Origin of the sequence: Neorhizobium turbinariae, assembly GCF_023223505.1 — a bacterium.
GTDB classification, from domain to species: domain Bacteria; phylum Pseudomonadota; class Alphaproteobacteria; order Rhizobiales; family Rhizobiaceae; genus Neorhizobium; species Neorhizobium turbinariae.
Genome location: NZ_JALPRY010000016.1, coordinates 145,721 through 165,371, shown reverse-complemented (window position 1 = coordinate 165,371; position 19,651 = coordinate 145,721). Strand labels below are relative to the sequence as shown.

20 protein-coding genes are annotated in these 19,651 nt (G+C 62.8%); 11 read left to right on the top strand and 9 right to left on the bottom strand.

What is annotated here, in order from left to right:
- Positions 1-5: 5 nt before the first annotated feature.
- On the bottom strand, positions 6-470 hold the full coding sequence (locus tag M0654_RS15120; RefSeq protein ID WP_118850901.1) for a MarR family winged helix-turn-helix transcriptional regulator: 465 nt from the start codon (positions 468-470) through the stop codon (positions 6-8).
- Positions 471-619: 149 nt separating this feature from the next.
- Between M0654_RS15120 and M0654_RS15115 the strand changes: the two genes are divergently transcribed.
- Positions 620-1,261 (top strand): LysE family translocator, encoded by a 642-nt coding sequence (locus M0654_RS15115; protein ID WP_248683824.1) that lies wholly within the window; start codon positions 620-622, stop codon positions 1,259-1,261.
- 10 nt (positions 1,262-1,271) lie between these two features.
- On the opposite strand, the gene M0654_RS15110 is transcribed toward M0654_RS15115, so the two are convergent.
- Positions 1,272-1,697 carry a hypothetical protein gene (locus M0654_RS15110; protein ID WP_248683823.1) on the bottom strand — a complete coding sequence of 142 codons (426 nt, stop codon included), beginning with the start codon at positions 1,695-1,697 and terminating at the stop codon, positions 1,272-1,274.
- A 190-nt stretch (positions 1,698-1,887) separates the two neighbouring features.
- On the opposite strand from M0654_RS15110, the gene M0654_RS15105 reads away from it, so the two are divergent.
- The 4 genes from M0654_RS15105 (at position 1,888) to ppa (ending at position 7,410) form a co-directional block, all read left to right on the top strand.
- Positions 1,888-3,975: a M3 family metallopeptidase gene (locus M0654_RS15105; RefSeq protein ID WP_248683822.1), complete on the top strand. Its 2,088-nt coding sequence runs from the start codon at positions 1,888-1,890 to the stop codon at positions 3,973-3,975.
- Between the two features lie 222 nt (positions 3,976-4,197).
- Positions 4,198-6,018: a translational GTPase TypA gene (gene typA / locus M0654_RS15100; protein WP_248683821.1), complete on the top strand. Its 1,821-nt coding sequence runs from the start codon at positions 4,198-4,200 to the stop codon at positions 6,016-6,018.
- Positions 6,019-6,217: 199 nt separating this feature from the next.
- The gene (locus M0654_RS15095) at positions 6,218-6,724 is read left to right on the top strand and encodes a GNAT family N-acetyltransferase (RefSeq protein WP_118850897.1); all 507 of its coding nucleotides are present in this window, start codon (positions 6,218-6,220) and stop codon (positions 6,722-6,724) included.
- 146 nt (positions 6,725-6,870) lie between these two features.
- Positions 6,871-7,410: an inorganic diphosphatase gene (ppa, locus tag M0654_RS15090; RefSeq protein WP_118850896.1), complete on the top strand. Its 540-nt coding sequence runs from the start codon at positions 6,871-6,873 to the stop codon at positions 7,408-7,410.
- A gap of 9 nt (positions 7,411-7,419) precedes the next feature.
- On the opposite strand, the gene M0654_RS15085 is transcribed toward ppa, so the two are convergent.
- Both M0654_RS15085 and M0654_RS15080 read right to left on the bottom strand, forming a co-directional pair.
- Positions 7,420-7,725 (bottom strand): DUF167 domain-containing protein, encoded by a 306-nt coding sequence (locus M0654_RS15085; protein WP_248683820.1) that lies wholly within the window; start codon positions 7,723-7,725, stop codon positions 7,420-7,422.
- On the bottom strand, positions 7,722-8,012 hold the full coding sequence (locus M0654_RS15080) for a YggT family protein (RefSeq protein ID WP_118850894.1): 291 nt from the start codon (positions 8,010-8,012) through the stop codon (positions 7,722-7,724). The genes M0654_RS15085 and M0654_RS15080 overlap by 4 nt, the downstream gene beginning before the upstream one ends.
- A gap of 141 nt (positions 8,013-8,153) precedes the next feature.
- Here M0654_RS15080 and M0654_RS15075 point away from each other — a divergent pair, with 141 nt between their 5' ends.
- Entirely contained in the window at positions 8,154-9,389 is a 1,236-nt protein-coding gene (locus M0654_RS15075) for an MFS transporter (RefSeq protein ID WP_248683819.1), read from the top strand.
- 3 nt (positions 9,390-9,392) lie between these two features.
- Here the strand turns inward: M0654_RS15075 and M0654_RS15070 are convergent, their stop codons facing one another.
- The 5 genes from M0654_RS15070 to hemC form a co-directional block, all read right to left on the bottom strand.
- Positions 9,393-9,878: a tellurite resistance TerB family protein gene (locus M0654_RS15070; protein ID WP_118850892.1), complete on the bottom strand. Its 486-nt coding sequence runs from the start codon at positions 9,876-9,878 to the stop codon at positions 9,393-9,395.
- A gap of 21 nt (positions 9,879-9,899) precedes the next feature.
- On the bottom strand, positions 9,900-11,561 hold the full coding sequence (locus M0654_RS15065) for a heme biosynthesis protein HemY (protein WP_248683818.1): 1,662 nt from the start codon (positions 11,559-11,561) through the stop codon (positions 9,900-9,902).
- Between the two features lie 14 nt (positions 11,562-11,575).
- The gene (locus M0654_RS15060; protein ID WP_248683817.1) at positions 11,576-12,970 is read right to left on the bottom strand and encodes a COG4223 family protein; all 1,395 of its coding nucleotides are present in this window, start codon (positions 12,968-12,970) and stop codon (positions 11,576-11,578) included.
- A 90-nt stretch (positions 12,971-13,060) separates the two neighbouring features.
- Positions 13,061-13,771, bottom strand: coding sequence for a uroporphyrinogen-III synthase (locus M0654_RS15055; RefSeq protein WP_248683816.1), 711 nt, complete (start codon positions 13,769-13,771; stop codon positions 13,061-13,063).
- A 5-nt stretch (positions 13,772-13,776) separates the two neighbouring features.
- Positions 13,777-14,706: a hydroxymethylbilane synthase gene (gene hemC, locus M0654_RS15050; protein WP_248683908.1), complete on the bottom strand. Its 930-nt coding sequence runs from the start codon at positions 14,704-14,706 to the stop codon at positions 13,777-13,779.
- A 72-nt stretch (positions 14,707-14,778) separates the two neighbouring features.
- On the opposite strand from hemC, the gene tsaD reads away from it, so the two are divergent.
- From tsaD to M0654_RS15025, 5 genes are read left to right on the top strand one after another with little or no spacing between them, the layout of a single operon-like run.
- Positions 14,779-15,876 (top strand): tRNA (adenosine(37)-N6)-threonylcarbamoyltransferase complex transferase subunit TsaD, encoded by a 1,098-nt coding sequence (gene tsaD, locus M0654_RS15045; protein ID WP_248683815.1) that lies wholly within the window; start codon positions 14,779-14,781, stop codon positions 15,874-15,876.
- Positions 15,873-16,874: an NAD(P)H-dependent glycerol-3-phosphate dehydrogenase gene (locus tag M0654_RS15040; RefSeq protein ID WP_248683814.1), complete on the top strand. Its 1,002-nt coding sequence runs from the start codon at positions 15,873-15,875 to the stop codon at positions 16,872-16,874. The genes tsaD and M0654_RS15040 overlap by 4 nt, the downstream gene beginning before the upstream one ends.
- Before the next feature lie 22 nt (positions 16,875-16,896).
- Positions 16,897-17,187, top strand: coding sequence for a YciI-like protein (locus M0654_RS15035; RefSeq protein WP_248683813.1), 291 nt, complete (start codon positions 16,897-16,899; stop codon positions 17,185-17,187).
- An 8-nt stretch (positions 17,188-17,195) separates the two neighbouring features.
- A complete protein-coding gene (locus M0654_RS15030) occupies positions 17,196-17,636 on the top strand; it encodes an EVE domain-containing protein (protein WP_118850885.1) in 441 nt (146 codons plus the stop codon).
- A gap of 8 nt (positions 17,637-17,644) precedes the next feature.
- Positions 17,645-18,292, top strand: a complete 648-nt coding sequence (locus M0654_RS15025; protein WP_248683812.1) for a class I SAM-dependent methyltransferase — start codon at positions 17,645-17,647, stop codon at positions 18,290-18,292.
- Positions 18,293-19,651: the final 1,359 nt, after the last annotated feature.

Below are 19,651 nucleotides of genomic sequence, written 5' to 3'. Positions count from 1 at the left end.
GAATGTTATCGGCTTTCATCGGACTCGGGCTGTGGCTGTTGCACGGAATTGAGCGCCTGCAGGTTGGCGTGGACTGATGCCATGGCCTGCACGAGCACCTCCTTTGTCCGGTCATCCAGGCCTTCGGTCGCCTGGGCGAGGATCAGTTCGATCTCCTGGTTGAGCGCCGTGATCATCTCCTGGGCGCTGTCGGTCAGGTTGATGCGCTTGGCGCGCCGGTCTGCGGTGCATTGCTGCCGTTCGATCAGCCCCAGCACCTGGAGCTTGTCGAGGTAGGCGCAAAGCGTCATCGGCTCCACGCTCATGCGGGCGGCGATGTCGAGCTGACGGCTTCCATCTGCTGCGGCAATGTTAAGGAGCGCGCGGGCTTCGCCGGGGGTGAGGCTCAGTCCTGCTTGCGCGATACGTCGCTCGAACACCGCCCGCAACAGGCGGGCGTTGTCAGCGATCAGGAAACTCAGGCTGTTCATGTTGGGGGGTCGGTCGCTTTCGCCGGTCGGTTTATTAAGGTTCTCTTACTATCATTCTCATTCAAGGCAAACTGAAGACTGCGTGTTCACCGATTGACAGGGCCAAGAGCCGCTTTATTGATTGCTTTAATCGCGGATGAGGATCCAACATGACGTCTTCGCTGCTTGTCGGCGCTTTCCTGGCAGCGCTTGCGTATACGCTCATTCCGGGTCCTGCCTTCCTGCAACTGCTCGGCATCGGCGCCGGGCAGGGCCGGCAGGCCGGCGCCTTCTTCATGGGCGGGCATCTGGCCGGCGACGTCCTGTGGTCGAGCCTCGCGCTCATCGCCATCATTGGTGCCAAGACGGTTGGCACAACGCTGTTCGATATCCTCGGCGTGTTCTGCGGCCTCTACCTCGGCTGGATCGGCTGGAGCGCCCTGAAGGCGCGACCGAAGGAAAACGGCGGCTCGATGATGACTGTCGAGAGACCTTTGCGGCGTGGTCTCATCTTCGGGCTCACAAATCCCAAGGGATACCCTGTGGCACTCGCAACCTTCACGGCGCTCCTCGCAAGCTCCTCGGACGCGCTCGAATTCTCCGAGCTTCCGATCCTGCTTGCCGTCTCGCTGCTCGGCTTCCTCGTGGCCGACCTCGTGCTTCTCGGCGTCATCGGCGCTGGTGTCGTCCGTCGCTTCTACCGTCGCCACGAGACGATCATCGTGCGGCTGTCCGGCCTGCTGTTCATCGGCTTTGCCGTGCAGGCCCTGTGGCATTCGGCGCCAAACCTGCTGTCGCTTCGGCGGTCTTAGAGCCCGTCAATCAGATCTCGATAAAGGCGAGCACCGATTTCAGAACCTCGGCGCGCGTTGCGTCTCCCACCGACATCGCGATCTGCAACTGGTCACGGTAGTAGCTCCAGAAGTCGAAGCCGGTATCATCGGTGATGCCGGACAGGTCGAGCACCTGGCCATGCGCGTCGATCGCGTGCATCGGCAGCTCTTCCGACAGCGTCAGGAAGGTTTCCTGATCGATCCGTCCTGCCTGGTAATTCTGCCAGGCAAGGGCTCGCAGTTCGCGCGGTGAGATGGAAGAAAAGTCGGTCTGTCTTTCATCTACCTCGGGCACATGAAAGACGATCTTGCTCTGCCGGCTTTCCGCCTGTTGCAGAGGTTTCTCGATCCTGGCCTGTCGAGAATTATCTCGCTGCAGCAGATTGGTTGGCCAGCGCAGGGAGTTGATTTCCACGGCTGTGTCCTGATCCATCGGATGTGTTGGGCGCAAACTACCCGCCCGCGCCGCGGCACGTCAAATAGTTAACAGACGTTAATTATTGGGTGTGATTTCCTGCTGGAGCTCGAAATCTCGGCTGTGCATACTGCATCCGGCGGCGCCATCACTATATGGATGCCACGTATTGCTGAAGAGGATTTCCCGCATGTCTGATCTATCCGTCAATCCCGCGCTCACCACCTGGGATGGCCATCATGGGCTTCCACGCTTCGACCAGATCAGGGATGAGGACTTTGCGCCGGCGTTTGACGCGGCGCTTGCCGCGCATGAGGCCGAGATCGACGCCATTGCTGCCAATGCCGAGGCTCCGACCTTCGAGAACACGGTGGTTGCGCTGGAAACGGCAGGCGATGAGCTGTCGCGGGTATCCTCGCTGTTCTGGGGCAAGGCCGGCGCCCACACCAATGAAAACATCCAGGCGCTGGAGCGCGAGATCGCCCCGAAGATGTCGCGCCATTATTCGAAGATCGGCATGAATGCGGCGCTCTTCGCACGCAACGATGCGCTGTGGGAAAAACGGGCAGAGCTTAATCTGTCGGTGGAGCAGGAGCGGGTGCTTGAGCGCCACTGGAAGGGCTTTGTTCGCGCCGGTGCAAAGCTGCCCAAGGCAGAGCAGGAGCGGCTGGCTGACATCAACGAGAAGCTCGCAGGTCTCGGCGCGAAGTTCGGCCAGAACGTGCTGGGCGACGAGAAATCGTGGTCGCTGAAACTGACCGAAGAGGCAGAACTTGAGGGCCTTCCACAGTTCCTGCGGGATGCCATGGCAGCTGCGGCGCGTGAGCGTGGCGAGGCGGATGGTTATGCGGTGACGCTGTCGCGTTCGATCATCGAGCCCTTCCTCACCTTCTCGACCCGCCGCGACCTGCGCGAGCAGGCGTTCAAGGCGTGGGTCGCGCGCGGCGCCAATGGCGGCGAAACGGACAACCTGGCGATCGTCAAGGAAGTGCTGGCCCTTCGCGCCGAAAAGGCAAAGCTCCTCGGTTATGAAAATTTCGCAGCCTTCAAGCTCGACAACACCATGGCCAAGACACCGGAGGCCGTGAACGGTCTCCTGCACAAGGTATGGGACAAGGCACGTGCCAAAGCGCTCGAGGAAGAGGCAAGTCTTGCCGGCCTGATCTCGGAAGAAGGCAAGAACCACGAGGTGATGCCCTGGGATTGGCGCCATTACGCGGAGAAGCTTCGCCAGCGGATGTTCAACTTCTCCGAAACCGAGTTGAAGCCTTATCTGCAGCTCGAAAAGATCATCGAGGCTTGCTTCGATGTTGCCGAACGGCTGTTCGGCATCAAGGCGGTCGAGGTGAAGGGCATCACCGCATATCATCCCGATGTGCGCGTCTTTGAAATACGCGACGAAAAGGGTGGCCTGAAGGCGCTCTTCCTCGGCGACTATTTCGCCCGTCCGTCCAAGCGCTCCGGTGCATGGATGAGCTCGTTCCAGTCGCAGCACAAGCTGCCGCTCAAGAACGGCGCGCAAGGCGAGATCCCGATCATCTACAATGTCTGCAACTTCGCAAAGCCTGCGGAAGGCAAGCCGGCGCTGCTATCCCTCGATGACGCGCGTACGCTCTTCCATGAATTCGGCCACGCGCTGCATGGCATGTTGTCGGATGTCGTCTACCCGTCCGTTTCCGGCACCGGCGTCGCACGCGACTTCGTGGAGCTGCCGTCGCAGCTTTACGAGCATTGGCTGACCGTGCCGGAAATCCTCGAAAAATACGCCGTCCATTACGAGACCGGCGAGCCGATGCCGAAGGCGTTGCTTGACAAGGTACTCGCCGCCCGCACCTTCAACGCCGGCTTTGCGACGGTCGAATTCACCTCGTCGGCGCTTGTCGACATGGCCTTCCATACGCGCGATGCGGTCGATGATCCGATGGCCGTGCAGGCGCAGGTTCTCGATGAGCTGAAGATGCCAGCCTCGATTGTCATGCGGCATGCCACGCCGCACTTCCAGCACGTGTTCTCGGGCGACGGCTATTCCGCCGGCTATTATTCCTACATGTGGTCCGAGGTACTCGATGCCGATGCATTTGCCGCCTTCGAGGAAAGCGGCAATGTCTTCGACCCGGTGATGGCCCGCAAGCTCAAGAACAACATCTATTCGGTTGGCGGTTCGGTCGATCCGGAAGAAACCTACAAGGCCTTCCGGGGCAAGTTGCCGGACCCGCAGGCCATGCTGAAGAAGAAGGGGCTCGCCATGGTCGGCGAACTCGCCGGCAGCGACGCCTGAAGCAAATCCGGGCGCCGCGACGCCCGTTTTCGCCTGGCAATATCGGCGTGCCGGCGGTTCTCCGCCGGGCGCTTCGCAGACAAATCCACCGTCCGCAAACGGCGCTGCGGGCGGCCAATGTCGCTCGCCCCCTTTCGCGATCGGCAAAAAGCAGGTAAGAGGCCGCCAAGCGAATTCGGCGCCTCCCAAGCATTGCGCCCTACAACCTAGAGATCTTTAACAATGAAAATGCGAAATATTGCGATTATCGCACACGTTGACCATGGGAAAACGACCCTGGTCGACGAGCTGCTGAAGCAGTCCGGCTCGTTCCGCGAGAACCAGCGCACCGTCGAGCGCATGATGGACTCGAACGACCTGGAAAAAGAACGCGGCATTACCATTCTTGCCAAGGCGACCTCCATTGAATGGAAGGGCACCCGCATCAACATCGTGGACACGCCCGGCCACGCCGACTTCGGCGGTGAAGTTGAGCGTATCCTGTCGATGGTGGACGGCGCGATCGTTCTCGTCGACTCCTCGGAAGGCCCGATGCCGCAGACCAAGTTCGTGGTCGGCAAGGCCCTGAAGGTCGGTCTCCGCCCGATCGTCGCGATCAACAAGATCGACCGTCCGGACGCCCGTCACGAAGAAGTCGTCAACGAGGTCTTCGACCTGTTCGCCGCACTCGACGCGACCGATGAGCAGCTCGACTTCCCGATCCTCTACGGTTCCGGCCGCGCCGGCTGGATGAACACTGCGCCGGAAGGCCCGGTCGAAGATGGTCTTGCTCCGCTGCTCGACCTGGTGCTGGAACATGTTCCGGAACCGAATGTCGGCGAAGGCCCGTTCCGGATGATCGGCACGCTGCTCGAATCCAACCCCTTCCTCGGCCGCCTGATCACCGGGCGCATTGCTTCCGGCTCGATCAAGCCGAACCAGCCGGTCAAGGTTCTCAGCCAGGATGGCAAGACGGTCGAGACCGGCCGTATCTCCAAGATCCTCGCGTTCCGCGGCATCGAGCGCCAGCCGATCGATGAAGCCGTTGCCGGCGACATCGTCGCCATCGCGGGCCTCTCCAAGGGCACGGTTGCCGACACGTTCTGCGACCCGTCCATCACCGAGCCGATGAAGGCCCAGCCGATCGACCCGCCGACTGTCACGATGTCCTTCATCGTCAATGATAGCCCGCTTGCCGGCACCGAAGGCGACAAGGTCACCTCGCGCGTCATCCGCGACCGCCTCTTCAAGGAAGCGGAAGGCAACGTCGCGCTGAAGATCGAAGAAGCTGAAGGCAAGGACTCCTTCTACGTGTCCGGCCGTGGCGAATTGCAGCTCGCCGTTCTTATCGAGACCATGCGTCGCGAAGGTTTCGAGCTTGCCGTGTCGCGTCCGCGCGTCGTCATGCACAATGACGAAAACGGCAACCTCATGGAGCCGATCGAAGAAGTCGTCATCGACGTCGATGAAGAGCATTCCGGCGTCGTCGTTCAGAAGATGTCCGAGCGCAAGGGCGAAATGGTCGAGCTGCGTCCGTCGGGCGGCAACCGCCTGCGCCTGCGCTTCTACGCTCCGACCCGCGGCCTGATCGGTTACCAGTCGGAACTGCTGACCGATACGCGCGGCACGGCGATCATGAACCGCCTGTTCCACGACTACCAGCCTTACAAGGGCCCGATCGGTGGTCGCGTCAACGGCGTGCTCCTGTCGAACGGTTCGGGTGAAGCCGTGGCTTACGCCATGTTCAACCTCGAAGACCGTGGCCCGATGATCATCGAGCCGGGCGAAAAGGTCTACCAGGGCATGATCATCGGCATCCACAGCCGTGACAACGACCTTGAAGTCAACGTGCTGAAGGGCAAGCAGCTCACCAACATCCGCGCCGCCGGCAAGGATGAAGCCGTGAAGCTGACCCCGCCGATCCGCATGACGCTCGACCGCGCCCTGTCCTGGATCCAGGACGACGAACTGATGGAAGTGACCCCGAAGTCGATCCGTCTTCGCAAGATGTATCTCGATCCGAACGATCGTAAGCGCTACGAAAAGTCGAAGATGGCCGGCTGATCCGCCATCGATCGCACGAACCAGAACCCCGGCAGAGATGCCGGGGTTTTTTAGTATTTGCTGTTGTTCCCGCTCTTGTCGAAAACGTTGAAAACACGTTAACGTTGCCATGTCGTCCACATGATAAGTCTGTGGGCAATCGTTAACGCTCTGGAAATGCGTATGGCGATTGTACCCGGGCGGGACCATAGTTAACGTTATGAAGACGTTGTCGATCGATGTCCGGCGCGCGGAGCCGCAAGATGCTCGTGCTATCTCGGAAACCCACCGGGAAGCATGGACACAGGCTTATGCCGGCTTGATCCCCCACAAGCCGCTGACCCAGATGCTGGAGCGTCGCGGCGAGAACTGGTGGCGCAAGGCAACGCGTGGTCCGGCCACCCTGCTCGTACTTGATGTCGCTGGCCAGATTGCCGGATATGCAACCGTCGGGCTCAACCGTGCGCGGGCGCTGCCATATGACGGCGAAGTCTACGAACTCTATCTGCGCCCGGAATTCCAGGGCATCGGGCTTGGCCGCCGACTGTTCGGCGAAAGTCGCCGGCTTTTGAAGTCGCTCGGCTGCGAAGGCATGGTGGTCTGGTGCCTTGAAGACAGCGAACATGCGGCGCGTTTCTTCCGTCGCCACGGCGGCGTTGACATCGCCGAAGGCATGGAAGATTTTGACGGCGTGCAGTTGAAGAAGCTCGGCTTCGTCTGGTCCTGAACCACGCCTCTGCGTTCATGAGGAGAGGTTCTTCTTTCGCGGACCTGACCGTCCGCAACTTAACCTTGCGTCCAAAGCTTTGTTGCCTTGCAGCCTGAATCCCGCTAGTGACGCAGCACCTTAACAAGCCTTACCTGAGGAATAGAATGCGTATCGATGCGATTGCCGTTGGCAAGAATCCGCCCGAGGATGTGAACGTCATTGTCGAAGTGCCTGTCGGCGGCCAACCGATCAAGTACGAAATGGACAAGGAAGCAGGCGCGCTGATCGTCGACCGGTTCCTGTACACGCCGATGACCTATCCGGGTAACTACGGTTTCGTGCCGCACACGCTCTCGGAAGATGGCGACCCGATCGACGTTTTGATCTGCAACACCCGCCCGCTGGTTCCGGGCTGCGTCATCAACGTCCGCCCCATCGGCGTCATGGTGATGGAAGACGACGGCGGCAAGGACGAGAAGATCATCGCCGTGCCGGTGCCGAAGCTCACCCAGCGTTACGACAAGATCAAGAACTACACCGACATGCCTGAGATCACCCTCAAGCAGATCGAGCATTTCTTCGAGCACTACAAGGATCTGGAGCCCGGCAAGTGGGTGAAGATCGACGGCTGGAAGGATGTCGACGTTGCCAAGCAGATGATCATCGACGCGATCGCCCGCTACGAAGCCGAGAAGAAGAAGTAAGCTTCGGCTTCAGCCTTTCTCGAGCTTTGCCTTCAAATCCTCCGGGTCGCCCTCGATCCGGAGGATTTTTTTGCGCGCCGTTTCGCCGGACACGAAGGAGATCGAAGACTTCGGGATCCGGTAGGTCTTGGAAAGAAGCAGGATGAGCGCCTTGTTGGCCTTGCCATCCTCCGGAACGGCGGTCACCCGCGCCTTCAGGTAAGCCTCGCCCTCCGCGGCCGTCTCGAACCCGTCAATGCTGTTGCGGCCCGCGTTGGGCGTGAGCCGCACCGCGAGCCGCAGATGATCGGGGTAAATCGTGTAGGCCGTGCTCAAGCCAGGGCGGGGTAGATCGACGTCCACATCAGCGAGCGAATGAAGAAGATGATGAGGAGCAGGATCACCGGCGAGATATCGATGCCGCCGAGGTTCGGCATGACGCGGCGGATCGGCCGCAGGACCGGTTCAGTCACGTTGAACAGAAAACGTCCGACCGAATCCACGAACTGGTTGCGCGAATTGATGACGTTGAAGGCGTACAGCCAGGAGAAGATGGCACTGGCGATCAGCACCCAGGTGTATAGGTTCAAGGCCAAATCTATGGTCTGAAACAGGGCGAGCATTCAGGTCTCCAATTCGTTGTTGACAGACATGTAGACATTGGAGAACTAACGAGCAAGTGCCGCTCCGCCGCCTCGTCCGAATCATATTTAACAGCGGGCGCAAACAGTGCCGGCTTCGGCCATGGTGAAAGTGACTGCCTCATGTCCATTCCTGCATCTGGCGATCGTTTCGCCGCTTTCCGGCACCGGTCCTACGCGCTCTTCTTCTTTTCGCGGTTCCTGGCAGCCTTCTCGATCCAGATCGTCAGTGTCGCAGTCGGCTGGCAGATGTATGACGAGACCCGCAACCCGCTTTACCTCGGGCTGATCGGCCTTTTCCAGTTCCTGCCGTCGCTGCTGCTGATCCTCGTCACCGGGTCGGTTGCCGACCGTTATAACCGGCGCGTGATCGTCTCGATCTGCATGGTCGTCGGTGCGATGTGCTCTGCAGCGCTGCTGTTCCTGACGATCACCCACTCGTTTGCGCCGTGGCTGGTGTTTGCGATCCTCATCGTCTTCGGCATCGAGCGCGCCTTCATGGGGCCGGCCGTCCAGTCGCTCGGGCCCAACCTCGTTCCCGAACAGGACCTGCCGAACGCAATTGCCTGGAACTCCTCGTCCTGGCAGACGGCCTCCATCCTCGGTCCCGTCTTCGGCGGCCTGCTGTATGGCGCAAGTGCCGTTGCTGCCTATTCCGTAGCGCTGCTGTTCCTGGTGCTCGCAGCGATCATGATGTTCATGATCCCCAAGCCGCCGCAGCGCAACGCCGCCAACAAGGTGAACTGGGGCGAGATCCTTGCGGGCTTCCGCTTCATCTCCGGTGAAAAGGTGGTGCTCGGCGCCATCTCGCTTGATCTGTTCGCCGTGCTTCTCGGCGGCGCGGTAGCGCTGATGCCGATCTTCGCGCGCGACATCCTCGAACTCGGGCCCTGGGGGCTTGGCATGTTGCGTGCAGCCCCAGGCGTTGGTGCGATCGTCGTGGCCGTTCTGCTGGCCTTCTATCCGATCCGCCACCATGCCGGCCATGCGATGTTTATCGGGGTCGCGCTGTTCGGTGTCGGCACGCTCGTATTCGGCCTGTCCGCCACGCCGTGGCTGTCGATCGGGTCGCTGATGCTGATGGGCGCCTCCGACATGATCTCGGTCTATGTCCGCGAAACGCTGATCGCGCTCTGGACGCCGGATGAAGTGCGCGGCCGGGTCAATGCGGTCAACATGGTGTTTGTCGGGGCATCCAATGAGCTGGGCGAGTTCCGCGCCGGCACCATGGCGTCGATCTTCGGTGCCGTTCCGGCTGTGGTCATCGGCGGCATCGGCACGTTGGCCGTGGCGGCCATCTGGTCGCTGGGTTTCCCGAAACTTCGCAAGATCGACAGCCTGGAAGCGCCGCAGCGCTAACGGCTAGGCCTCGGCTTCGGCCGTGTCGCCGGAGCCGATGCGGGCAGCGGCCTGCTGTCGCTGGAGCACGCGTTCGCGCGACGAAACGCCCAGAAGATCGGCAATCCGCCAGATCACGTGATCCTCGATCTCGTTGCGCTTGCCATCAGCATAAACCAGATCCCACAGGCTGCCGAGCAGCTCGACGCGATCCTCCTCGTTGACGAGGTGGCGCCTCAGATCCGAGGTGAAACGGTAATAGTCGACGGCCTGGCTGCCGGCATCGCGCCCGACCGCAATCAGCGCCTTCAGGCGATCCTCTGTGAGATCATACCGTTCCCGCAGGAGATCGCGGAACCGCTTCTGCTCGCTTTCCGACACATGGCCGTCTGCCTCCATCACCTGGAAGCAAAGCGCCACGAAGGCGACCCGGGGATCATCGGGTGCAAATTCTCTTGTGTCGCTTCGGCTTGTCAGGGTCTGGAGAAATGCCTGTATGCGATCGAACATGTTTCCCCAGGCCCTCGTCCTTTAGAAGAGCCGGAGCCTCATTCGAGACTCCGCAGCGTTTGGATCCTTCACGCCGGGATCATCTGGCGGATGGCCGAAAAATGGAACCGGTTCTTCGCCAGTTTGAGGCGGTTTTTCGGCCGGTTCCGGCGCATTTGTGGGCGCTGTTGTCTTTGCTGCAACAGCTTCGCCTCCATTAGCGCGCTGTGTTTCGGCGGGCGTGGCCGGGACTTCCACCAGGATCGGCTTCGGCCGCTCACTGTCCGGCTGGCTCGCCGGCTCGGCAGCGACCCGGTCCTGCCGTTCAGGCACGACATCGCTCTGCCGGCTGACCGGCGGCAGCGTTGCAATCGCCTGGTCGCCACCGACCGAACCTTCTTCAACCGGTCCTTCGAGTTGACCGAAGGGTACCTTCCATTCGAAGGCGTCGAGCCTGCCGGTGACCGGCGACAGCGGCAACCACTTCTCGGACACAAAACCATCGGCGACCCAGGCCGGATCACGCGGTGCCCGAAGCGCCTGCGCCATCCAGTGCCGCACGCGACCCTGGTCCCCCGTATCTGCGTCCTCGATGTCGGCCAGGAGCAGGAAGACGGATTCCCGCGGCTGCATGCGCGCGGCAGCTTCCGCCTTGGCGCGCGCCTTCTTGAAATCCTGCGCATCAAGCGCGGCCTGCGCCACCGCCAGCAGGGACTCTACATTGTTCGGCCGCATGGCTTCGAGCTTCTCGGCACGCTTCAACCGGTCGAGCGTGCTGTCGCCGCTGCGGGCGCGCACATAGGTGCGGGCAATCTCCGGATGCGGATTGAGCTTCCAGACGCCGTCCAGAACCGAGGCTGCCTTGCGAACATTGTCTTCGCGCAACAATGCCTTGGCAGCGATGACGGCCGCCGGCACAAGATCCTTGGCAAGCTTCAAGGCTGCCATAGCATCGTCGCGCGCACCCTTCGGATCGCCTTCAAGGCGATCGCCGGCCTTGGCCGTCAGCAGCACGGCCTTCAGGCGGTCAGCCTGCGGCTTGTCGATGACGCTGCCGGCGCGCTGCTGGTCGAGCAGGCGGATGGCATCATCCCAGCGGCCAGCCTGGCTGCGGGATTCCAGCGTCGCCTGCGCGGCCCAGGCCAGATAAGGCGCGTGCTCGACAGCCTTCTCGGCATACTGACGCGCTGCTTCATTGGCGCCCAGCCGACGTGCTTCCATGTAAAGCCCACGAAGACCCAGCTCGCGGGTTTCCGGATCCTCCGACATGCGCTCGAACTTCTGGCGCGCCTCGTCATGCTTGCCTTCGATCAGCAGCGCCTGTGCATCGAGAAGATGGATGAGCGGTTCCTGGTCGGCAGACAGAAGGCCGCGGGTCCGCAGGCTCATCTTGCGGGCGAGGATGGCATTGCCGGCACCGGCGGCGATCAGGCCGGTCGACAGCGCCTGGTAACCACGGTCACGCTTGCGGCTCCTGAAATATCGGCGCACCGAATGCGGCGATGTCCAGATGACGCCGATGATCCACCAGAGCAGCATAACCGCGCCGATGACGGCAACCAGAGCCGTGGCGGCCACCATCAGGCTCGTCTCGATCAGGTGGTCCTGCCAGGTGATCGAGATCAGTCCCGGCCGATCTGCGAGCCAGGCAAAACCCCATCCCAAGCCGAGGACGACGAGAAGGAAAATGAAAAGTCTGACCATCCGCTTTTTCGTCCTCAGCCTTTGGTTTCGGCAACAGCGCGCGTCAAGGCGCCATCAACGAGGGTTTCGACCTGCAGGCGTGCATCGAGCTTTTTCTTGTACTCCTGGGACGCGGCCTTGGCGGGCTCGGGCAGCTTGTCCCATTCGCGCGCGGCAGCCTGGAGATCGCCCTTGCGAACGGCATCTTCCATGCGCGCCACGGCAGCGTCCGGCGTGTCGCCTTCGACATCACCGACGCGGCGCACCTTGACCACGGACATGGCCGAGGAGAACAGGCGGCTCGCGACACCCTGGTCGGGATCAGGCTGGGCGGAAGCTTCCAGCATGGCATCGGCGGCAGCCGAAAACTCGCGCTGCAGATCATCGCGGGAAGGAACGCCCGAGGTCGCGAAATCGCGCAGGTCAGCCACGGCTGCATCGTCGCCGGCGACATTGGCGTAGGTTTGCAGTTCGGCCTCGAAGGAACCGCCGCGATCAATGGCAGCCTTGAGCGCCGCAGCGGCCACGGCGCGCGCGGCCTGCTGTTCGGGACCGGGATCGTTCAGCTTGGCTTCGGCGGCATCCACCCGCTGTTGAAGCTCGGCCGCATTGCCCTGGCTTGCTTCCACCTGGCTCTTCAACTGGGCGAGTTCCTGCCGCAGCGCGTTGACAACCTCCTCGTTGCCGCCGCTCTCGTTTCCGGCGTTGGCTTCCAGCGCAGCAAGGCGCTGTTCAAGCTGCGGGTCGGCGGCGGCCGCCTGTGCCGGCTCTGGTGCAGGCCGGTCCTTCAGCGCCGCAACCTCCTGGCGGAGGGCGTCGATCTCGGCACTAAGACCGGAGGTGTCGACCGGGGTGGCACGGCTCGCGCCGGGAATATAACCGGCATATTGCATGCTGCCGGCAAGCAGCAGCGCCACGATGCCACCAAAGATGCCCGAGGCAATCAGGGTCGAGGTGGCAGGCGAGGTCTTGTGTTTCGCCGGAGCGGTTGGCGCAGGCTCGGAAGTCCAAGTTGCCGGCTTCGCGGGTTCCTCTGGCTCGGTTGCAGCCGCAGTCTCGTCCGCCTTCGGCTCGTCTACCGGCGGCTGATCCACCGGAGGCTCGTCAAGCGGTGGATGTTCTCCCAATGCTTCTTCCGCTGGCGGTTCATCTGCAGGAGAGGCAACAACCGTGTCGTCCTGCGATGCGGCCGCACCCTCGATCGGTTCGACGGTCTCTTCGGTCACAGGGTCTGCGATCGGCTCGGCGGTCGCGGTGTCGGGGGCGGGCTTTTCAGTCTCATCGCCACCCTGCTCGGCCGCCGTCAGCGGTTCGTCAGCGTCGATGGAGCGGGTAGGCTCGGCAACCGGGGAAGTTTCTTCCGGAGTCAGGTCGATCGTGACCGGTTCTTTTTCTCGTTTTGATCGGCGGGGTGGCTTGTCCGATACCATCTCGACCTCTTTTCGCATGCCTTTGGGAGAAACTAGTGGGGGCTCCACTGGAAAGAAAGGGGCCCGTCGGATTTTGCCTCTTCTCCGCGACTAAAGGAGGCACATCAACCCGTCTTCATCAGGGGAGGCGGCGGTCCTGATATTTGCGTGATGAGTGGCGGGAACCGCCGCGGCGACATTGGCGCTGATGCACAGCCACTGCAGCTTTGGCAGCGACGGCAGCAGGTTTTCGGCAAGCCGGGCGAAGTGGGATGCACTCTCGCGGGAATACAGAAGCACGGCATCGACAGGCGGGGAGAGCAGGGCCGCAGCAACCTGCTCTGGTTCATGCGAGATGGCGCGCATCTGGTAGATCTCCGCTATATCCACGGCCAGTCCCTCGGCGAGCAGGCGATCTTCGAATCGCGAGGAGCGGGGGCGGCCGGTGAGGTAAAGCAGCGGGAAGGCGGTATCGCGCGCCTCGCCGGCGATCATTTCCGCCAGTCCAAGGCCGGTGCCGGGCCCGGTGCGGATGTCGAGGAAGCCAAGGTCAGACGCAGCACGGGCAGTTGCGGGACCGACGGCGTAGAGCGTCTTGGTGAACTGCTCCGTCAGTTCGGCGCCGAGGGGTTCCAGCGCCCGGGCCGCTTCGGCGCTGGTCATCGCAAGCGAGGCGTATGGCTTTTGCAGCGCGCCGAGCGCAACATCGGGTTTGTGGACCGCTTTCGTCAGCGGCAGGAATACGGGTTCATGGCCGAGGACACGCAGGCGTTCTGCCGTGCGTGCGGCGGAAACGGCGGGGCGGGTGACGAGAACCCGCATCCGCGTCAGGCCCAGCCTTCGAAAAATTCCGTCCCGGCGGCGGCGCGCACGGCCTCGCCGGCCTGGCGCCCAAGTGTTTCGGCGTCCGCGCGCTTGCCTTCGACCTCGATCGAATGTTCCTTCTTCCCGTCGGGGGTAAGGATCAGTCCGGAAAATTTCAGCCCCTCATCGTCGAGAACCGTGTAGCCGGCGATAGGCGTGCGGCAGGATCCGTCGAGTGCAGCGAGGAACGCGCGTTCGCAGGACACGGCGTCGAAGGTCGGCCGGTGGTTGATCGGGTCGAGCAGCGCGTCGATCCGGGCGTCGCCGACACGGCTTTCGATGCAGATCGCACCTTGTGCTGGTGCCGGCGGGAAGGTGGTGGGGTCGAGAAGTTCGGTAATCACTTCTTCGCGGGCAAGCCGCTTCAGCCCGGCATAAGCAAGCAGCGTCGCATCGACATGACCTTCGTTCAGCTTGCGAAGGCGCGTCCCGACGGAGCCGCGGAAGATGGTCACCTGGATGTCCGGGCGGATGCGGCGGATGAGCGCCTGGCGGCGCAGCGACGCGGTGCCGACGACGGCGCCATCCGGCAGCGCGGTCAGGGTCGGCGCCGTCCGCCCGATCAGCGCGTCACGGAAATCCTCACGCGGCAGGTAGGCCGAGATGTAAAGCCCGTCAGGCAGCCTGGTCGGCATGTCCTTGGAGGAATGAACCGCAAAATCGAGGTCGCCGGAGGCGAGCTGTTCTTCGAGCTCCAGCGTAAACAGGCCCTTGCCGCCGATCTCGCTCAACGACCTGTCGACGACGCGGTCGCCGGTGGTCGAGAGGATGACGATCTCGAACATCTCCTCCGGAAGGTCATGCGCCGCCATCAGTCGTGCGCGTGTTTCAGCCGCCTGGGCGAGCGCCAGCGGGCTGCCGCGTGTTCCGATCCGGAAAGGTTTTGTTTGCATATCGGTCATTCCATTGTTACCGGAGGGTTCTCCGTAAACCCGTTTATCCGAGCTCGCAACGAGCGATAGTACATGGCGACCTTTCTTCGCATCCTCGGGATAGAATCAAGCTGCGACGAAACCGCCGCGGCGGTGGTCGTGCGCCATGAAGACGGGCGCGGCGAGATCCTGTCGGATGTCGTGCTTTCGCAGCTCGACGAGCACAGCGCCTATGGCGGCGTCGTGCCGGAGATTGCAGCGCGCGCACATGTCGAGGCGCTCGACGGACTGGTCGAGCAAGCGCTGGTTCGCGCCAATGTTTCGCTAGGCGACATCGATGCCGTCGCCGCGACTTCCGGTCCGGGGCTGATCGGTGGCCTGATTGTCGGGCTGATGACGGCGAAGGCCATCGCGCGTGCCACGGGCAAGCCGCTGATGGCGATCAACCACCTCGAAGGCCATGCGCTGACGGCGCGGCTGACGGACGGGCTCTCCTTCCCTTACCTCATGCTGCTCGTGTCCGGTGGACATACGCAACTCGTGCTGGTGCGTGGCGTTGGCGAATACGAGCGCTGGGGCACCACGATCGATGATGCGCTCGGCGAAGCCTTCGACAAGACGGCGAAGTTACTTGGCCTGCCTTATCCCGGGGGACCGGCGGTCGAGAAGGCTGCGCAAACCGGGAATCCGGATCGTTTCTCGCTGCCGCGGCCGCTGGTTGGCGAAGCGCGGCTCGACTTCTCCTTCTCGGGCCTGAAGACGGCGGTGCGGCAGGCGGCAACCGAGATCGCTCCGCTGTCCGAACAGGATGTGGCCGATATCTGCGCCTCGTTCCAGAAGGCGATCTCGCGGACACTGCGCGACCGCATCGGCCGCGGTCTTGCCCGCTTCAAGGCGGAGTTCGGCGCGCTCGACGTGGATCCGGCGCTGGTGGTCGCGGGTGGCGTTGCCGCCAATCAGGAAATTCGCCGCACGCTGCAGGCGCTTTGCATCGAAAACGGCTTCCGCTTCATTGCGCCGCCGCTCAGGCTCTGCACCGACAATGCGGCGATGATCGCCTGGGCAGGGCTGGAACGCCTGGCCGAAGACATGCCGGCCGATGGGCTCGACGTGGCGCCGCGTTCGCGCTGGCCGCTCGACAGCCACGCGCAGACGCTTCTGGGGTCAGGAAAACGGGGCGCCAAGGCATGAGTGCCGCAAGGCAGCCTGGCGAACGTATTGCCGTGATCGGCGCTGGCGCCTTCGGGACCGCGCTTGCCGCGGTGATGGCGCTCGGAAACCGTTACCCGGTGACGCTGGTCGGTCGCAACATGGCCCTGATGAGCGACCTGCGCGACGACCGCGTGCATGATGCCGCTCTTCCCGGCGTGCCGCTGCCGGATGCGCTGCAGTTTTCCGCAGAACCCGATGCCATTGCCGAGGCGAGCCTCGTGCTGTTTGCCATGCCGTCACAGGCGCAAGGTGACGCGGCACGTTATTACGGTCCCTATCTTGCCGACGACGCCGTCGTGGTCACCTGCGCGAAAGGGATTGATCGCGCCTCAGGCCGCCTCCTCACCGATCTGCTTGAGGCGGAACTGCCGCGTCACCCTGTCGCCGCGCTATCCGGTCCGGGTTTCGCGGCCGATATGGCACGCGGCCTGCCGACGGCCATGGTGGTTGCTGCCCAGGATGCGACGCTCGCCGAACGGCTCGCGCTTGCCATGTCCGGCCGCACCTTCCGGCTTTATCCGTCGTCGGACCGGATCGGCACCCAGCTTGGCGGGGCGCTCAAAAACGTGCTGGCGATCGCCTGCGGCATCGTGGAAGGCGCCGGATTGGGCGAATCCGCCCGGGCGGCGCTGATCTCGCGCGGACTGGCCGAGATGTCGCGGCTCGTCGAGGCGATGGGCGGCAGGGCCGATACCGTGCGCGGGCTCTCCGGCCTCGGCGACCTCGTGCTTACCGGCACCAGCCACCAGTCGCGCAATCTCCGCTTCGGCATCTCGCTCGGGCGTGGCGACCTGGCGCAGGCGAGCGGCGGCACGCTGGTCGAAGGCGCCTTTGCCGCTTCCGTCGCTGCCCGGCTTGGCGACGATCATGGCATCGACCTGCCGATCACCCGCGCCGTGGCCGATATCATCGACGGGCGGCTCGATGTCATGACGGCGATGCAACAGTTGATGAACCGACCGATCACTACTGAATAACCGTTACCCAAGGAGCAAGACCATGTTGTTTGCCTTCCTCTGCACCGACAAGCCCGGGCATCTCAATGTCCGCATGGACACGCGTCCCCAGCATGTCGAGCACCTCAACAAGCTCAATGCGGAGGGCACGCTGAAGTTTGCCGGGCCGTTCCTCGATGACGAAGGCAAGCCGAACGGCAGCCTCGTGGTGGTGGAAGCCGATGACATGGCCGCAGCCCGCATGATCGCCGAAGCCGATCCCTATTACCTCGCGGGCCTGTTCGAGAAGGTCGAGGTGAAGCCCTGGAACTGGGTCTTCAACAAGCCGGAGTAAGACAGCAGATGGCCTATTGGCTTTATAAATCCGAACCCTCGGCCTGGTCGTGGGAGCAGCAAAAGGCGGCCGGCGAAAAAGGCACCGAGTGGACGGGGGTGCGCAACTACCTGGCGCGCAACAACATGCGGGCGATGAAGATCGGCGACAAGGGCTTCTTCTACCACTCCAACGAGGGGCTGGAGATTGTCGGCATTGTGGAGGTGTGTGCGCTCTCGCATCCGGATTCGACGGCGAACGGCGATCCGAAGTGGGACTGCGTCGACATCCGCGCCGTGATGGACATGCCCAAACCCGTCACGTTGAAGGAGATCAAGGCGAACCCGAAGTTCGAGAAGATGTCGCTCGTCACCTCGATGCGGCTTTCGGTGCAGCCGGTGACGGACGAGGAATATTTCGAGATCTGCCGGCTGGGCGGCATCGACAACCCGCCCAAGTCGACCGACTGAAGACTGTCTTGAAGACCGATCCGCGGACATTCATCCTCGACAATACCGATCTCATGTGCCCGCCGCATGTGCCGGAAATCCGGCTGCATCTGGCGACCGAGGCGCATGAGCTTTGGCTGAAGACCGAGGTGGACCTGGAGCGGATCGGGCTGCCGCCGCCGTTCTGGGCCTTTGCCTGGGCGGGCGGGCAGGGGCTGGCGCGCTACGTGCTGGACCATCCGGACATGGTGGCGGGCAAGCGGGTTCTGGATTTCGCCAGCGGCTCCGGGCTTGTGGCGATTGCGGCCAAACGCGCCGGCGCGGCCGATGTGCTGGCGGCTGATATCGACCCCTGGGCGCAGACGGCGGTGGCGCTGAACGCGGCCGAAAATGGCGTCGAGGTTCGGTTCACGGGCGACAACCAGATCGGCGCCGCCACCGATGCCAATGTGCTGCTGGCCGGCGACGTGTTCTACGACAAGGATTTTGCCGCGGCGCTGATCCCGTGGTTTTCGCGGCTGGCCGGGGAGGGCAAGCTGGTGCTGGTGGGCGATCCCGGGCGCAGCTATTGCCCCAAGGATCGGCTGGAGGAACTTGCCGTCTACCAGGTGCCGGTGACGCGGGCACTCGAGGACAGCGAGGTCAAGCGCACCACCGTCTGGCGGTTCGTGGGATAGGGGTTTTTGCTGAGGTGCGACCCCCTCACCAACAAAATCTATGACTTAGCTCACGCTAAGATCATGATTTTGTAACCTCTCCCACCAGGGGAGAGGGAGGGCGCCGAGGATGCCGCAAGGCTTTTATCCCCGCGCGGTCTCCCGCCGTGGCCATGTCATCCTTGTTTCTGCAGCGCCTTGCACGAAAACCGGTGACCACTTTTCGGGGGCGCTGCACGATCGGAGAGCGCACGCGAATGCGGAACCTCTCTGATATGTAATTCTGTGGCTCCGCATTCGCGTGGCCTTCGGCGTTTTTTCAGGACTTCCGGTCCCTACAGGTGATCGCCTCGCCTCGCTGCGTGCCCCGATTTCTCAGGAACACTTGCACGGCTCAACCGAACCTGGCCTGGCGACCAGGGGGAGGCTTGATAGGGCGCGGCACTGAAGAACACATCCGCTCCCATGGCTTTCACCTCTCATCCCTCCCCGCACGTTACGGTTCAAGAATGAGCGCCGGCTTCCGCCTGCCCGCGAACGTCTCGCGAAACACTCCGGCGACGGAAGCAGGCACAGAATAGCGGGTGCCGAAAAGGCGGGGATGAAAAAGAGCCTAAGCCGTTGATGTGATTGAAGCGACCCCCGCAAATGTCCACGGGTCGCGTACGGTGATGGTTGTGATGACACCCCCCTCTGCCCTGCAGGGCATCTCCCCCTCAAGGGGGGAGATCACACGTGGCCCGGCTTCAAACTCCATCCACCCCCTGCACTTGAAGCAGTAGAAAGAGAATGCGATCGGCAGGCTCAGGCTCAAGGGGAGATCACACGTGGCCCGGCTTCAAACTCCATCCACCCTCTGCACCTGGAGCAGCAGGAAGAGGATGCGATCGGCAGGCTCAGGCTCAGGGCTCAGGGCTCAAGGGTCGGGGCCCGGGGCTCGAGGCATAGGGTTTAATGTTATGATGCCAGTCGCAGCCGTCGATGGTCGGGAGGCCGGTGCATCTGGCTGATCTCCCCCCTTGAGGGGGAGATGCCCGGCAGGGCAGAGGGGGGTGCACAGCACGCAGGATGCTTCACTCCTCAAGCCAAGGCCTTCGGTCGGTGTTGTGTGCGAGGCATTGCCGCGTGCCTCCGTCGCGGCCTGGCCGCACCTGCACGATGGTTCACGGCTCCGGGTGATACTATCAGTCGCAGCCGTCGATGGTCGGGAACCCGTGCCTCTGGCTGATCCCCCTCGGGGGGAGATGTCCGGCCGAGCAAAGGGGGGTGCCGAAGCGCTGACAAGCGGCGTGAACAAACATGCACGGTCGGCCACGCCGCTATGCGGCATCCATTGGCCGACCGAGGTCCGCTCGATGTGGCGGCAATCCTTAAGCCTAA

What these genes read in the sequence shown, in the direction of transcription:
- M0654_RS15105 (WP_248683822.1), top strand. Translation starts at nt 1,888, where the DNA reads ATGTCTGATCTATCCGTCAATCCCGCGCTCACCACCTGGGATGGCCAT.
- hemC (WP_248683908.1), bottom strand. Translation starts at nt 14,706, where the DNA reads ATGCAAACAAAACCTTTCCGGATCGGAACACGCGGCAGCCCGCTGGCG.
- M0654_RS15115 (WP_248683824.1), top strand. Translation starts at nt 620, where the DNA reads ATGACGTCTTCGCTGCTTGTCGGCGCTTTCCTGGCAGCGCTTGCGTAT.
- M0654_RS15065 (WP_248683818.1), bottom strand. Translation starts at nt 11,561, where the DNA reads ATGGTCAGACTTTTCATTTTCCTTCTCGTCGTCCTCGGCTTGGGATGG.
- M0654_RS15070 (WP_118850892.1), bottom strand. Translation starts at nt 9,878, where the DNA reads ATGTTCGATCGCATACAGGCATTTCTCCAGACCCTGACAAGCCGAAGC.
- M0654_RS15030 (WP_118850885.1), top strand. Translation starts at nt 17,196, where the DNA reads ATGGCCTATTGGCTTTATAAATCCGAACCCTCGGCCTGGTCGTGGGAG.
- ppa (WP_118850896.1), top strand. Translation starts at nt 6,871, where the DNA reads ATGCGTATCGATGCGATTGCCGTTGGCAAGAATCCGCCCGAGGATGTG.
- M0654_RS15075 (WP_248683819.1), top strand. Translation starts at nt 8,154, where the DNA reads ATGTCCATTCCTGCATCTGGCGATCGTTTCGCCGCTTTCCGGCACCGG.
- M0654_RS15040 (WP_248683814.1), top strand. Translation starts at nt 15,873, where the DNA reads ATGAGTGCCGCAAGGCAGCCTGGCGAACGTATTGCCGTGATCGGCGCT.
- tsaD (WP_248683815.1), top strand. Translation starts at nt 14,779, where the DNA reads ATGGCGACCTTTCTTCGCATCCTCGGGATAGAATCAAGCTGCGACGAA.
- M0654_RS15095 (WP_118850897.1), top strand. Translation starts at nt 6,218, where the DNA reads ATGAAGACGTTGTCGATCGATGTCCGGCGCGCGGAGCCGCAAGATGCT.
- typA (WP_248683821.1), top strand. Translation starts at nt 4,198, where the DNA reads ATGAAAATGCGAAATATTGCGATTATCGCACACGTTGACCATGGGAAA.
- M0654_RS15120 (WP_118850901.1), bottom strand. Translation starts at nt 470, where the DNA reads ATGAACAGCCTGAGTTTCCTGATCGCTGACAACGCCCGCCTGTTGCGG.
- M0654_RS15035 (WP_248683813.1), top strand. Translation starts at nt 16,897, where the DNA reads ATGTTGTTTGCCTTCCTCTGCACCGACAAGCCCGGGCATCTCAATGTC.
- M0654_RS15060 (WP_248683817.1), bottom strand. Translation starts at nt 12,970, where the DNA reads ATGGTATCGGACAAGCCACCCCGCCGATCAAAACGAGAAAAAGAACCG.
- M0654_RS15055 (WP_248683816.1), bottom strand. Translation starts at nt 13,771, where the DNA reads ATGCGGGTTCTCGTCACCCGCCCCGCCGTTTCCGCCGCACGCACGGCA.
- M0654_RS15080 (WP_118850894.1), bottom strand. Translation starts at nt 8,012, where the DNA reads ATGCTCGCCCTGTTTCAGACCATAGATTTGGCCTTGAACCTATACACC.